Source organism: Paenibacillus violae (assembly GCF_032461945.1).
GTDB lineage: Bacteria > Bacillota > Bacilli > Paenibacillales > NBRC-103111 > Paenibacillus_E > Paenibacillus_E violae.
This window is the reverse complement of record NZ_JAWCUD010000001.1, coordinates 662,853-675,871: the sequence shown is the minus strand read 5'-3', so window position 1 is coordinate 675,871 and position 13,019 is coordinate 662,853. Positions and strand designations below refer to the sequence as shown.

Sequence of the window (13,019 nt, the reverse complement as noted above, 5' to 3'; positions counted from 1 at the left end):
ATGAGACAACAACGCATGCTGATCCCGACTCTACGAGATGTCCCGGGTGATGCTGAAGTCGCAAGCCACAAGCTGATGCTGCGTGCGGGACTGATCCGCCAGTTATCCAGCGGTATTTACTCTTATCTGCCATTGGGGCTTAAAGCCCTTCAACATATCCAAACCATCGTTCGGGAAGAGATGGATGCTGCCGGGGCGCAAGAGATGCTCATGCCAGCGCTCCATCCCTCCGAATTATGGAAAGCTTCCGGACGTTGGGATGTATATGGGCCCGAATTAATGCGTCTCGAAGACCGGCATGGGCGTGAGTTTGCTCTAGGAGCGACTCATGAGGAAGTGATTACAACGATTGTGAAAGACGAAATTCAATCCTATAAGAAACTTCCTGTTACGCTTTATCAAATTCAAACAAAGTACCGGGATGAACGAAGACCTAGATTCGGTCTGCTGCGTGGACGTGAGTTCCTTATGAAGGACGCGTATTCCTTCGATCGTTCGCAGAGCGGTCTCGATGAAAGTTATGAAAGCATGTACAAGGCTTATCATCGCATTTTCACACGTTGCGGGTTAAATTTCCGGGCGGTTGAAGCGGATTCCGGAGCGATCGGCGGTACGGATACTCATGAGTTCATGGCGCTAGCGGACATTGGGGAAGATACCATCGTTCATTGCCCTTCCTGTCAGTATGCAGCCAATTTGGAGAAAGCGGTTGGCCAATTGCCGGCGACTGCTGCTTCAGCGAGCAAGCAAGCAAGCCTGCCTAACGAACCTCAAAAAGTGCACACGCCACAGATAACCAGCATTAAACAGCTAAACGAGTTCCTTCATATCTCGCCTAAGCAAATCATTAAATCCATCGCAATTGAAGCGAAAGGCGAACCGGTGATTGTCCTTCTTCGCGGTGATTGTGAAGTTAATGAAATTAAATTAAAAAATGCCTTAGACGGTACCGAATTCACTATGCTATCTGAAGCCGCCATTCAACAATTAGGTTCTATAGCCGGATTCATCGGACCTCTTGGACTTCAGAACGTTAAGATTATCGCAGACTCCTCTGTAATTGGCATGCAGGACGCTGTCATCGGTGCCAATGAAACCGATTATCACCTCACGAATGTCCAAGTTGAGCGGGATCTTGCCAGCTTGACATACTATGATTTGCGTAATGTTACCGAAGGAGAACGCTGCCTGTCTTGCGGACATGAACTCTCTTTTGCCAAAGGGATTGAGGTTGGTCATGTTTTCAAGCTAGGAACCAAATACAGCCGTTCGCTAGGCGCGTCGTTCAGCGACGAGAATGGTGCTTCCGAGCCCATCATTATGGGCTGTTATGGGATTGGCGTTTCCCGTGTGCTAGCCGCCATTATCGAACAAAACTATGATGAGCGCGGCATCGTTTGGCCGACATCTGTTGCTCCATTCGCCGTACATCTCCTCACAGTTCATGTACAGGATGAGATTCAAATGAAGTTATCCACAGAGATTTATAAATCATTGACCGCTGCCGGATATTCCGTCCTCTGGGATGATCGTGAAGAACGTCCTGGCGTTAAATTCAACGATGCCGACCTGCTTGGCTGTCCGCTTCGAATTACGGTAGGAAAGAAAGCTGCCGAACAGATCGTGGAATGTAAAGAACGCCGCAGCGGAGATCAATATGAACTTACGGCTGAACAAATCATTGCGCATTGCCAAACTTTTTTCCAAACAGGAGGTCGATCTTCCCATGAGTGAAGTCGTTCAAAAGTCCAAATTAGCAAAACAAGCTGCCCAAACCATGGGCAATCTCACAACGGAACAGAAAAACGCAGCGTTGCTGCTTATGGCAGATGCCCTTGTTACTGAACAACAAGCTATTATTGAAGCAAATGCCAAAGATTTGGAGCGTGGCAAGCAGCTGGGCACTAGCGCTTCCCTGCTAGACCGTCTTGCTCTTAACGAGACCCGAATTGCCGCTATCGCCGAAGGATTGCGTCAAATTGCTGAATTGCCCGATCCGATCGGGGATACGCTCGAAGATTTTGAACGTCCGAATGGTCTTCGCATTCGCAAAATTCGGGTTCCACTTGGCGTCATCGGCATCATCTATGAAGCTAGACCCAATGTTACCGTGGATGCCGCAGGATTGTGTCTGAAGACAGGCAACGCCGTTGTGCTGCGTGGCGGCTCTTCCGCACTATTTTCCAATGAGAAAATCGTCGAGGTTCTGCATGGTGCGCTAAACCGCTCCGCCATCCCGGCTGACGCCCTTCAATTGATCTTAAGTGCAGACCGCAGTTCTGTAGATGAAATGCTGAAACTGAACGGCCTCATTGACGTTCTCATCCCAAGAGGCGGACACTCACTTATTCAAAATGTTGTCAATAACGCCTCCGTCCCTGTCATTGAAACAGGAGCAGGTGTATGTCATACTTTTATAGACGAAAGCGCACAGCTTGAAATGGCAATCTCTATTGGGCTTAACGCCAAAGCTCAACGTCCTTCCGTTTGCAATTCGATGGAAACTCTGCTTGTACATGAAGCTGTGGCAGCCAAACATTTGAACGCCATTGCGGAAGCTTTCACAAGCGCAAATGTCGAGCTTAGAGGAGACGATCGTGCCAGAGACCTGGTCTCTAGCATGCAGACTGCTGGGTCGGCAGATTGGGGAACGGAATACGGAGATTACATTCTTAATGTCAAAGTAGTCAAAGATCTGGATGAAGCGCTTGACCACATTCGCCAATTCGGCACGATGCATTCTGAGTGTATTGTGACGGAAGATGCCGCCAATGCGGAGAGATTCCTGCAGGAAGTCGATGCGGCAGCGGTTTACCACAATGCCTCGACGCGTTTCACAGATGGCTTTGAATTCGGATTCGGTGCGGAAATCGGCATTTCGACTCAAAAACTGCACGCCCGCGGACCGATGGGTCTGCCGGCCTTAACTTCAACCAAATACCGCATCTATGGAAGCGGTCAAATACGTCAATAGTTCTTACAATTTGAGGAGGAATGTACGATGTCCATAACTTTATCCCAAGCCAAAATTGCTTTTGTCGGTGCAGGCTCCATGTCGGAAGCTATCATCCGTGGTCTGATTCAAACCAAAGTAGCCGATCCGCAGCATATTTATGTGATGAACCGTTCTAATCAAGACCGATTAGCTTTTCTTCGTTCTGAGTATGGCCTGCAAGCCACTTCCGATCCTGCTACCAAAGAAGCATACTTGCGCCAAGCAGATGTCGTAGTGCTTTGTATGAAACCCAAAGATGTTGTGACCGCATTTGAGGATCTGAAGCCGCTTTTGAATGAAAATCAGCTACTCGTTTCCGTCATTGCCGGCCTATCCATCGCCAAAATGGAAGTATTGCTGGATTCGAAGATGGCGATCACTCGCACAATGCCGAACACTTCCTCAACGATCGGATTGGGCGCTACAGGAATGAGCTTCTCCGCAAACGTGAATGATACATTCAAGCAGCTCGCAACCCAAATGTTCGAAGCGGTGGGCATTGTATCCATTGTTGAAGAAGAGAAGCTAGAAATTCTTACTGGCGTATCCGGCAGCGGTCCTGCCTATGTCTACTATTTCATGGAAGCCATGATCAAAGCAGGTATCGAAGGCGGTCTAACCGAAGAAGATTCCCGCCAGTTAACACTGCAAACTGTTCTCGGCGCCGCTCATATGGTCCAGCATACCCAAGAAGATCCAGCTGAGCTTCGCCGTAAGGTAACATCTCCGAACGGTGCCACACAGGCTTCAATTGAAGCATTGGATCATTACCAGTTTACGGAAGCTATTACAAAGGCCGTTTTCCGCTCGGCTGAACGGGCCAAAGAAATGGGCGAGCAAATTGCAGCCCCAAGCCCAGTGAGCAAAACGTCCTGAATGAACGAGGTTTTATTCTAGCAAAGCAGGTGAACATTTACGATGAGTGCATATTGTTTAGCCACATATCGGAGTTTCGATGAGAAAGCCGATTTTCATAAAAAAGCAACGGGCATCGCTGTCGGCCTGACAGTCGGCTCATGGACGGAACTGCCTGAGGCTCAGAAGGCGCAAATGGAAAAGCATTTGGGCAAAGTGATTGCCGTGGAGGTTCATGAGCCCGCTCCTGGAGAGCCGATCACTGCGCGTTATGCGGACATTACGATCGCTTATCCTGACGTCAATTTCAGCCGCGATATCCCTGCGTTGTTAGTCACCGTTTTCGGTAAACTATCCATGGACGGCAAAATTAAACTGATTGACTTGAAATTCTCCACCGACTTCCTTGCCGGCTTCGCTGGACCGAAGTTCGGGATGCAAGGCGTGCGCGACCTTCTCGGTGTGCATGACCGTCCGCTACTGATGAGCATCTTTAAATCCGTTGTCGGCTATGAGCTGTCGGCCCTGCGCGAACAATTTTATTTGCAAGCGGCAGGCGGCGTGGATTTAATCAAGGACGATGAGATTTTATTTGAAAATCCGTTAACTCCGCTGGAGAAGCGGATTGAAATTTGCATGGAAGCGGCAGCGCAAGCCTCCAAAGAAACCGGCCAGAAGCTGCTGTACGCCGTGAATTTGACCGGCCCTACTTCGAAGCTGGCCGCTCAAGCCAAAAAAGCGATCCGTGCTGGAGCTAACGCCCTTTTATTCAATGTATTGGCGTACGGCTTCGACGTCTTGCATGAGCTAAGCGCTGACCCGGAGATTACGATTCCGATTATGGCGCATCCGGCAATGGCCGGTGCAACGTACCCTTCACCACATTACGGAATCTCCCCTTCTGTGCTGCTGGGTAAATTGATGCGACTTGCTGGAGCAGATCTGGTGTTATTCCCTTCTCCTTATGGTTCTGTGGTTATGCCGAGAGAAGAAAACCTGGCCATTAAACAAGTCCTGTTAACAAATGATCTACATACCGATTACAGCTACAACGCTCCGGCAGATGCTCATTTGAAACTGGCTGCTTCCTTCCCTGTTCCGTCTGCGGGTATCCACCCTGGCTTGGTCCCTCTCATTCTGAGAGACTTTGGTCACGACGTGATTGTGAATGCAGGTGGAGGCATTCATGGCCATCCGCTTGGTACAATCGCCGGAGGGCGAGCATTCCGTCAAGCCATAGATGCAACACTGCAAGGGATACACCTTCGCGATTACGCCCACACACATCCAGAATTACAATCAGCTATTGACACTTGGGGGATTAGAGAATGAGTAAGGAACGCATTATATTTTGCGATTTTGACGGAACCATTACCGTAAATGATAACATTGTGGCGATCATGAAACATTTTAACCCGCCAGGCTGGGACGCGATTGTGGAACGCATTTTGAATAAAAGCATGTCTATCCGCCAAGGCGTCGGCGACATGTTCGCTCTGCTGCCCACTTCGCGTAAGGATGAAATTGTTCAGTATGCTATTGGAAATGCGGTCATAAGGGATGGTTTCAGGGAATTCGTAGACTATTGCAAAGAACAAAATATCAAGCTATTAATCACTAGCGGAGGCATCGATTTCTTTATTTACCCGCTGTTGAAGCCATTTCCCATTCCACATGAACATATTTACTGCAATGCTTCCTCATTCGAGGGCAGCGTCATTGAAATCTTGTGGCCTAATAAGTGTGATGAACATTGTCAAACGGACTGTGGGATGTGCAAAACAAGTATCATTCGTTCCTATGATGCCAATCGGTATGAGCGGATTATCATCGGAGATAGCGTTACGGATTTCGAAGGAGCAAAGCTGGTCGATACGATTTTTGCACGCTCCCATCTTGTCGAGATGTGTGAGAAGCTGGGATACGCGTATTACCCATTCGATAACTTCTTCGATATTATGAAGCAATTGGAGGCTGAACCTGTAGCATGAGTATTTTACTGGAAGAAAAACAACGCGCTTTCGCTGAACTGCGTGAGATTAAAGCCAATTTAGCTGCAAGAGGCTGGTTTCCGGCGACAAGCGGCAATTTATCCGTTCGTGTAGGCGACTTCGAGCCTGAACAATTCACTTTCGCCATCACATCAAGCGGCAGAGATAAATCCGTGCAGACCCCGGAAGATTTCCTACTTGTTAATGAAAAAGGTGTCGCTACGGAAGCTACAAACCTGAAGCCTTCGGCTGAAACGCTGATCCATAGCGAGATTTATCGCTTAACAGGCGCTGGCGCTATTTTTCATGTGCATACCATTTTCAACAACTTAGTTTCAGAACTTTATTGGGAGCGTAAAAGCATTCCTGTCGACGGCGTTGAGTTGATCAAAGCCTTCAATATCTGGGATGAAGAAGCTCAAATTGAGATTCCAATTTTACCGAACTATGCAGAGATTCCACGTATTGCTGCACTCGTTGAAGATGCCATTATCCCGCGGATTCCTGGGATCGTTCTACGCAAGCATGGGATTTATGCATGGGGTGCGAATGCGTTCGAAGCCAAACGCCACTTGGAAGCTTTCGAATTCCTGTTTGAGTACGTATATCGCTCTCATTTGCTGAATAAATAATAAGCTTAATAAACTAAAGAGGCTGTCTCAAAGGTCCGAAATGACCAATGAGACAGCCTCTTCTTTTTATCTTGATTGTCTGAAGCGTTGCGAATATTCCTTCGCTTGATCCACTGTACCCACTCGATTGCGGCTCCATTCCAGCAGAATGCGGTCAATATATCGGAAATGTACCTTGCCGGCAAACACTGCTTCCTTCAATGCCGTCATAATCAGCTCTTCCTTGTATTGATCCTTGTCTAACCATCCGCTGATCGTTTCCAGTTCCATCGGTGTTAATGGACGCGCAAATTCTTTTTCAAACGTGGTAAAAATGTTCCTGGCTCCCTCATCGGTCGGCAACGGAGTGCGCACCGCCGATAGTTTAGCCAGTTCTTGCTCAGCTACCTGTTTGGCTAACTTCCGGTAAAGCGGAGTAAGATTGTATCTTTCACTCCGAATCCCTGTCATTGCTTCCATGTCTTCATCAATGGCAATGAATTGCTCGTGAATCAACTTCTGCAAGCTGGCAATGACCAGATCTGGTGAAGCCGACATCCGGGATTGAATCTCATCCGTGGTTGGAAATTCGTACTTTTCCTTATCCAAAAAGGAAATGAGATGGATTAGCGTCATGACCTCAATTTCGCTTAACTGGAGGGCACGATAGTTCTTCAGCAGAAGAAGCGGTACCGCGACGCTGCCCTCCTGGAAACTGGCCAATAGGACGGCCTCGATCTGCTGCTGTGTATGGAACGATTTACTCATCCGGTCTCCTTTCTACCTTTGGTTGATAACGGATTACGGATATAGACGGTATAGCAAACGTGGGAATGGAATCGTTTCGCGAACGTGATCCAGACCACAAATCCAAGCAACGGTACGTTCAAGCCCAAGGCCGAAACCGGAGTGTGGCACAGTTCCGTATTTCCGCAAGTCAAGATACCATTGGTAGGCTTCTTTGGGCAGATCATGCTCCTGGAAGCGTTGTTCCATTAATTCCGGATCATCAATCCGCTGACTGCCTCCGATAATTTCTCCATACCCTTCAGGAGCGATCATATCCGCACATAATACGACTTCCGGACGGCTAGGATCTGGTTTCATGTAAAAAGCCTTAATTTCCGTTGGCCAATGTGTAATGAACACGGGTGTTTCATACTCTGCTGCAATCGCCGTCTCATGCGGCGCTCCGAAATCTTCGCCCCACTCGAATTCATGGCCGTTCTTTTGCAGGAATTCAACGGCTTGATCGTACGTAATACGCGGGAAGGAGCCTTTGATTTTTTCCAATTTGGACGTGTCGCGCTCTAAGGTTTCCAGCTCTTGCGCACAATTTTTGAGCACCGTTTGTACGATGTGAGATACGAATTGTTCTTGGACTTCAAGGTTTTCGGCATGATCTACGAAGGCCATTTCCGGCTCGATCATCCAGAACTCAATCAGATGTCTTCTTGTTTTCGATTTTTCTGCCCGGAATGTTGGACCGAATGAATACACGCGACCAAGCGCCATCGCAGCCGCTTCCATATACAGCTGTCCGCTTTGCGTCAGGAAGGCATCTTCATCAAAATATTTGGTGTGGAACAAATTAGTCGTTCCTTCACAGGAGGAAGGCGTCAGAATCGGCGGATCTACCAGATGGAAGCCGCGATCATTGAAAAATTGCTGTACAGCTTGAATAATCTGAGCACGAATGACGAGAACCGCACGTTGACGCGGACTACGAATCCACAGATGACGATTGTCCATCAAGAAATCGACACCATGCTCCTTTGGCGTAATCGGATATTCTTCCGTTACCTGAATGATCTCTACGCCGGTAACATCAAGTTCAAAGCCGCCTTTGCTGCGCGTATCCTCTTTCACTTTGCCTGTTATGTACAGCGAGCTTTCTTGTGTCAGCTTGGACGCCGCTTCCCATACGTCTTCTCCGACTTCACTTTTCACTACAACACCTTGTATATATCCTGAACCGTCCCTAAGTTGTAAAAATTGAATTTTACCGCTAGACCGTTTCTTGTTTAGCCAACAGCCAATTGTAACTGACTCGCCGACATGATGTTTTACTTCACCTATCGTACATTTCATACTGATTTTGTACCTCCTTGAGTTTTCGTGCAAACCTACTTTTTGCCGGGTTGCCCCATCGCTAATTTCGGCGCTTTTCTATTGTACACTATTTCAAGCAAAGATTCAGTGTGTGGTTGATTGAACTAACTGATAGGTGTCTCTGGCGATAACCCATTCTTCATTCGTTGGTATGACCAGCACTTGCACTTTGGCATTTACCGTAGAAATACGCCGTTCCAATCCTCTTCCTGTGCGGTTAGCGGCATCATCGAATTCCACGCCGAGATAGGTTAGATGCTCGCAAACTCGCTTGCGAAGCACTTCTGAATTTTCGCCGACACCTGCTGTAAATACAATGGCATCAACGCCATTCATGGCCGCGGCATAAGCCCCGATGTACTTGCGCAGGCGGTACTCATACATTTCAAAAGCCAGCTTGGCGTTTTTGTCTCCAGCCTCCATCGCTTCCGTGATCTCCCGCATATCGCTGGATAACCCTGAGATCGCCTGCAGTCCGCTGTGCTTGTTCAACATGGACGAGATCTCGCCCAGCGTCAGATCCTCCTTGCCCATCGCATAGGGCACGATCGCAGGATCCAGATCGCCGCTGCGCGTGCCCATCATCAATCCTTCGAGCGGGGTCATCCCCATGCTCGTGTCCACGGACCTGCCGCCCTCTATGGCGGCGCAGGAAGCTCCATTACCGATGTGACAGGTAATGAGCTTCAGCTGCTCCAGCGGGCGGCCAAGAAAGGCTGCGGCGCGTTCGCTGACATAGTTGTGCGAAGTGCCGTGAAACCCGTATCGGCGCACTTTGTGCTTCCGGTACAGCACCATCGGTACCGGGTACAGGTAGGCCTGCGCCGGCATGGTCTGATGGAAGGCCGTGTCGAACACCACGGCCTGAGGCACATCCGGCATGTTCGCCTCTACGGCGGATATGCCGAGCATATGCGCCGGATTGTGCAGCGGCGCCAAATCAAAGAGCCGCTTGATCTCCTGCTTCACCTCGTGGTCCACGAGGACGGAGCTCTTGAAGCTTTCACCGCCGTGAACGACGCGGTGGCCGACGGCGTGAATCTCTGCGGTTGACGCGACCACGCCGTGCTCAGGATGGACGAGCAGCGCCAGCACCTTGCGGATCGCAGTGGTATGCTCCAAAATTTCACTGACCTCGTGAACTTCCGGTTTATCCTTCGGTTCATGCAGCAGGATAGCAGTATCCATTCCAATCCGCTCCACACGGCCTTTGGCCAGAACCGTATCATCTTCCATATGAAACAGCTGGTATTTGAGCGAAGAGCTGCCTGCATTAATGACGAGAATATTCATAGTCTGTCACCATCCTTGTCATAAACGAAAAATCCCTCTCCCGTTTTGACGCCTAAATGGCCAGCACGAACCATTTTCTTCAATAAGAACGATGGCCGATATTTGATGTCCCCATAATCGCGGAACATCCCTTCAAGCGCATCATGCACGGCATCCAAGCCGAATCGATCGCACATTTCTAATGGGCCGTATTTGAAATCATATCCGATCCTCATCGCGGTATCGATATCTTCCGCCGTTGCTACACCTTCGGATAGTGTGTGCAGTGCCTCATTGATGAGCGTACAGATCAATCTCGACGTAATAAAGCCAGGTGATTCATTGACTTTAATACCTTTTTTATGAATGAACTCATCTACAAAACGTCTCGTTTGTTCAAAGGTTTCGTCGGACGTTTTCATCGCCCGGATGATCTCTACGAGATTGACTTTCGCCACCGGATGCAAGAAATGCAGGCCAATGACCCTCTGCGGATGGGTTGTGATTGCAGCAATTTCGGTTACACTAAGTGTGGATGTATTCGTTGCTAAAATAATAGAAGGATCGCAGATTTGATTCAATTGGAAGAAAACATGCTTCTTGGCATTCAAATCCTCCGTAATGGTTTCTATGACCATGTCACATGCCGCCATATCCTGCAGGGAATCCGCTTTCTTTATTTTAGTTAAAATGAGCTTCTTCTCCGCTTCCGTCAAAGCCCAGCGTTCAATTTGTTTATCTAAACTAACCTGGATTTGCTCGAGCGCGCGATCCAGCTTCTCTACTGTTTTCTCAACAAGCAATACTTCCAAGCCGCTGGCTGCAAGCATTTCAGAAATGCCTTGCCCCATTGTGCCACCGCCAACTACACCAATCGTTTTAAACACCATGCCATATTTCTCCTTCTTTAGGGCTCATACTTATCATTCACAACTGTAGGGCAATACAACCTAAGGAACCCACTCATATCATACAATTTTTGCTTCCAAATTTCATTACTCGTCACAAAACCTTGCGGAACCTTTACGAGCTTTGACACATTTACCCATAGAAAAAAGGCTGCCCCGCAAGCAGCTTATTTCTCGCTGCTTTTCGTGACAACCTCAATCCTTCTATGCACTTTGTATAACTGAAGCATCGAATAATTTACGGAACGTATCTCCTGAGATGACTTCTTCCCCCATTAAAATAGCGAAGGAATGATCAAATACATTTCTCTGCTGCTCCAGCAGCGACTTGGTACGGATCATTAACGCATCAAGAATGGCTGTGTTCTCTTTCATCAGTTGATCCTTGGTGACCATCTCACGGTCAATGATACCTAGTGACGTTAAGCCGGAGTCCATCATGTTGCGCACCATAGAAAGAGCTTGCTCAAAGTCATTCCGCGAGCCCGTGCTGCGACCGCCATAGAAGATTTCTTCCGCCGCGGCTCCGCCTAAAGCGATCATGATTTGCTGCTCGATATAATCCTTCGTGTATAAATAATGGTCCTTAGGTGGATTTTGACGCACATAACCGAGCGCTTTCCCGCGCGGGCTGACAGTTACTTGCGATACCGAGCCAGGACGAACGAGCTCAGCGATAATAGCGTGTCCTAGCTCATGGTAAGCCACACGTTCTTTCTCATCCTGCGCGGTTTCCTTATCGGTCCGCTCACCCATCATGACTTTATCAATCGCGGATGCCAAATGGTGCTGCTCAATTTCCTTCTTATCCTCACGCATGGCATAAATAGCCCCTTCGTTTAGAACGCCTTCTAGCTGAGCACCCGAGAATCCAAACGTTTGTTCGGCAATCGTATCTAATGAAACTCCAGCAGCCAACGGCTTATTTTTCACATGAATATTCAAAATAGAAAGACGGCCTTTTTTATCCGGTAATTCAACCTCAATATGACGGTCAAAACGCCCTGGACGAAGCAGCGCGCTGTCGAGCATTTCTTTCCGGTTCGTTGCCGCCATAATCAAAATACGCGGAGCGTCATTCGTATGAATACCGTCCATTTCGGTTAACAGTTGGTTCAGCGTTTGGTCATACTCCCGCTGTTGACCCCCGTCACGCTTACCGCCGATAACATCGATCTCATCGATAAAAATAATCGCGTTATCCTTGCCTTCCTTCACGGCGCGGCTTCTTGCTTCCTTAAAGAGATCACGCACACGGCTTGCACCTACACCGACGTACATCTCCACAAACTCACTGCCTGAAGCTGCTAAATAAACGGAATTCGTATAATGAGCTGCTGCTTTCGCCATCAGTGTTTTACCGGTCCCTGGAGGACCTGTCAACAGAATCCCTTTGAGAGGACGAATGCCCAACTTCTTAATTTCTTCGTGTTTAATCAAAAAATCAAGAGCTTCTGTTAATTCTTTCTTCGCCCGGTCTTGTCCGCCAATCTCGTCAAAGGTGAGAAACGCCGGAGTCCGAGTCTTGCTTTTACGATCGCCGCCACCGCCACCGGAAATACCAATGCCGCCGCGGCCTCTAATCATATAAAACAATGAAACGCCCAATACGCCGACAAATAAAATAGGGATAATGTTGACCCCTAAGAAAATTAAGAAAACTAGCAATACCGGAATAGCGCCAATCCCAATCTCTTTATAAATTTTACTCATTCGGCCACACTCCCATCTGCGTGGATCTAGGAAGCATTATGAATTTAGTGGCATCGCCATCTGTCAATCGAATATAAACATAAGTTTGGTCCATTTCACTTTCAACTTTCATACTAGGCATGTCAGACGCATACTTTTGTAAGGTCGTAGGGATGTCTGCATAATGTTTGGTTTCCATAGCTTGAGCGACTTCAAATAAAGCCTTGGACCACCATTGATCAAGCTTTTCGGACGGATTATCTTTAATTTGAATATTTACTGTACGTTTGCCAATAATCGATGCACCATCTTTGTTAATCCGCTCAACAACCGTTCTTAAATTAGCATCAGCTTGTAAACTAACTTCTATATCAACACGATCTTTGTCCAATTTCATCGTTGAACTTGTCACACCGGGAACTTTACTAATGATATCTGATAATGGGTTTTCCATTGCGAAACTTGTATACGCGAACCAGCCTCCGAATAATACGCCGGCAGAAATAATTACACTCAGTACAACAGGTAAGAGACGTAGCTTCATCAGTCAACGTCCCCCTTTCTCGATATATTATGTTGCGTC

At 48.0% G+C, this 13,019-nt stretch carries 12 protein-coding genes; 6 read left to right on the top strand and 6 right to left on the bottom strand.

The window, feature by feature from the left end:
• From RQP52_RS02925 to mtnB, 6 genes are read left to right on the top strand one after another with little or no spacing between them, the layout of a single operon-like run.
• Entirely contained in the window at window positions 1-1,734 is a 1,734-nt protein-coding gene (locus tag RQP52_RS02925; RefSeq protein WP_315949333.1) for a proline--tRNA ligase, read from the top strand.
• The gene (locus RQP52_RS02920; protein ID WP_315949332.1) at window positions 1,727-2,974 is read left to right on the top strand and encodes a glutamate-5-semialdehyde dehydrogenase; all 1,248 of its coding nucleotides are present in this window, start codon (window positions 1,727-1,729) and stop codon (window positions 2,972-2,974) included. Before RQP52_RS02925 ends, RQP52_RS02920 begins: the two co-directional genes overlap by 8 nt.
• 27 nt (window positions 2,975-3,001) lie before the next feature.
• Complete coding sequence (gene proC / locus RQP52_RS02915; RefSeq protein WP_315949331.1) at window positions 3,002-3,871, top strand: pyrroline-5-carboxylate reductase; 870 nt, start codon at window positions 3,002-3,004, stop codon at window positions 3,869-3,871.
• 42 nt (window positions 3,872-3,913) lie between these two features.
• Window positions 3,914-5,182, top strand: coding sequence for a 2,3-diketo-5-methylthiopentyl-1-phosphate enolase (locus RQP52_RS02910; RefSeq protein WP_315949330.1), 1,269 nt, complete (start codon window positions 3,914-3,916; stop codon window positions 5,180-5,182).
• Complete coding sequence (locus tag RQP52_RS02905; RefSeq protein WP_315949329.1) at window positions 5,179-5,841, top strand: 2-hydroxy-3-keto-5-methylthiopentenyl-1-phosphate phosphatase; 663 nt, start codon at window positions 5,179-5,181, stop codon at window positions 5,839-5,841. Before RQP52_RS02910 ends, RQP52_RS02905 begins: the two co-directional genes overlap by 4 nt.
• Window positions 5,838-6,473, top strand: coding sequence for a methylthioribulose 1-phosphate dehydratase (gene mtnB / locus RQP52_RS02900; protein WP_315949327.1), 636 nt, complete (start codon window positions 5,838-5,840; stop codon window positions 6,471-6,473). Before RQP52_RS02905 ends, mtnB begins: the two co-directional genes overlap by 4 nt.
• 66 nt (window positions 6,474-6,539) lie before the next feature.
• Here the strand turns inward: mtnB and RQP52_RS02895 are convergent, their stop codons facing one another.
• From RQP52_RS02895 to RQP52_RS02870, 6 genes are all read right to left on the bottom strand, one after another.
• Window positions 6,540-7,220 (bottom strand): DnaD domain protein, encoded by a 681-nt coding sequence (locus RQP52_RS02895; protein WP_315949325.1) that lies wholly within the window; start codon window positions 7,218-7,220, stop codon window positions 6,540-6,542.
• Between the two features lie 33 nt (window positions 7,221-7,253).
• Window positions 7,254-8,549, bottom strand: a complete 1,296-nt coding sequence (asnS, locus tag RQP52_RS02890; RefSeq protein ID WP_127451466.1) for an asparagine--tRNA ligase — start codon at window positions 8,547-8,549, stop codon at window positions 7,254-7,256.
• A gap of 99 nt (window positions 8,550-8,648) precedes the next feature.
• Window positions 8,649-9,857, bottom strand: a complete 1,209-nt coding sequence (locus RQP52_RS02885) for an acetate kinase (protein ID WP_315949323.1) — start codon at window positions 9,855-9,857, stop codon at window positions 8,649-8,651.
• On the bottom strand, window positions 9,854-10,726 hold the full coding sequence (locus RQP52_RS02880; protein ID WP_315949322.1) for a 3-hydroxyacyl-CoA dehydrogenase family protein: 873 nt from the start codon (window positions 10,724-10,726) through the stop codon (window positions 9,854-9,856). The genes RQP52_RS02885 and RQP52_RS02880 overlap by 4 nt, the downstream gene beginning before the upstream one ends.
• Before the next feature lie 222 nt (window positions 10,727-10,948).
• Window positions 10,949-12,457: an AAA family ATPase gene (locus RQP52_RS02875; RefSeq protein WP_315949321.1), complete on the bottom strand. Its 1,509-nt coding sequence runs from the start codon at window positions 12,455-12,457 to the stop codon at window positions 10,949-10,951.
• Window positions 12,450-12,980 (bottom strand): hypothetical protein, encoded by a 531-nt coding sequence (locus RQP52_RS02870; RefSeq protein WP_315949320.1) that lies wholly within the window; start codon window positions 12,978-12,980, stop codon window positions 12,450-12,452. Before RQP52_RS02870 ends, RQP52_RS02875 begins: the two co-directional genes overlap by 8 nt.
• Window positions 12,981-13,019: the final 39 nt, after the last annotated feature.

Bases quoted from the DNA above. Each gene is read 5' to 3' on its own strand.
- RQP52_RS02910 (WP_315949330.1), top strand. From the start codon at position 3,914: ATGAGTGCATATTGTTTAGCCACATATCGGAGTTTCGATGAGAAAGCC.
- RQP52_RS02875 (WP_315949321.1), bottom strand. From the start codon at position 12,457: ATGAGTAAAATTTATAAAGAGATTGGGATTGGCGCTATTCCGGTATTG.
- mtnB (WP_315949327.1), top strand. From the start codon at position 5,838: ATGAGTATTTTACTGGAAGAAAAACAACGCGCTTTCGCTGAACTGCGT.
- RQP52_RS02885 (WP_315949323.1), bottom strand. From the start codon at position 9,857: ATGAATATTCTCGTCATTAATGCAGGCAGCTCTTCGCTCAAATACCAG.
- RQP52_RS02880 (WP_315949322.1), bottom strand. From the start codon at position 10,726: ATGGTGTTTAAAACGATTGGTGTAGTTGGCGGTGGCACAATGGGGCAA.
- RQP52_RS02895 (WP_315949325.1), bottom strand. From the start codon at position 7,220: ATGAGTAAATCGTTCCATACACAGCAGCAGATCGAGGCCGTCCTATTG.
- proC (WP_315949331.1), top strand. From the start codon at position 3,002: ATGTCCATAACTTTATCCCAAGCCAAAATTGCTTTTGTCGGTGCAGGC.
- RQP52_RS02905 (WP_315949329.1), top strand. From the start codon at position 5,179: ATGAGTAAGGAACGCATTATATTTTGCGATTTTGACGGAACCATTACC.
- RQP52_RS02920 (WP_315949332.1), top strand. From the start codon at position 1,727: ATGAGTGAAGTCGTTCAAAAGTCCAAATTAGCAAAACAAGCTGCCCAA.
- RQP52_RS02925 (WP_315949333.1), top strand. From the start codon at position 1: ATGAGACAACAACGCATGCTGATCCCGACTCTACGAGATGTCCCGGGT.
- RQP52_RS02870 (WP_315949320.1), bottom strand. From the start codon at position 12,980: ATGAAGCTACGTCTCTTACCTGTTGTACTGAGTGTAATTATTTCTGCC.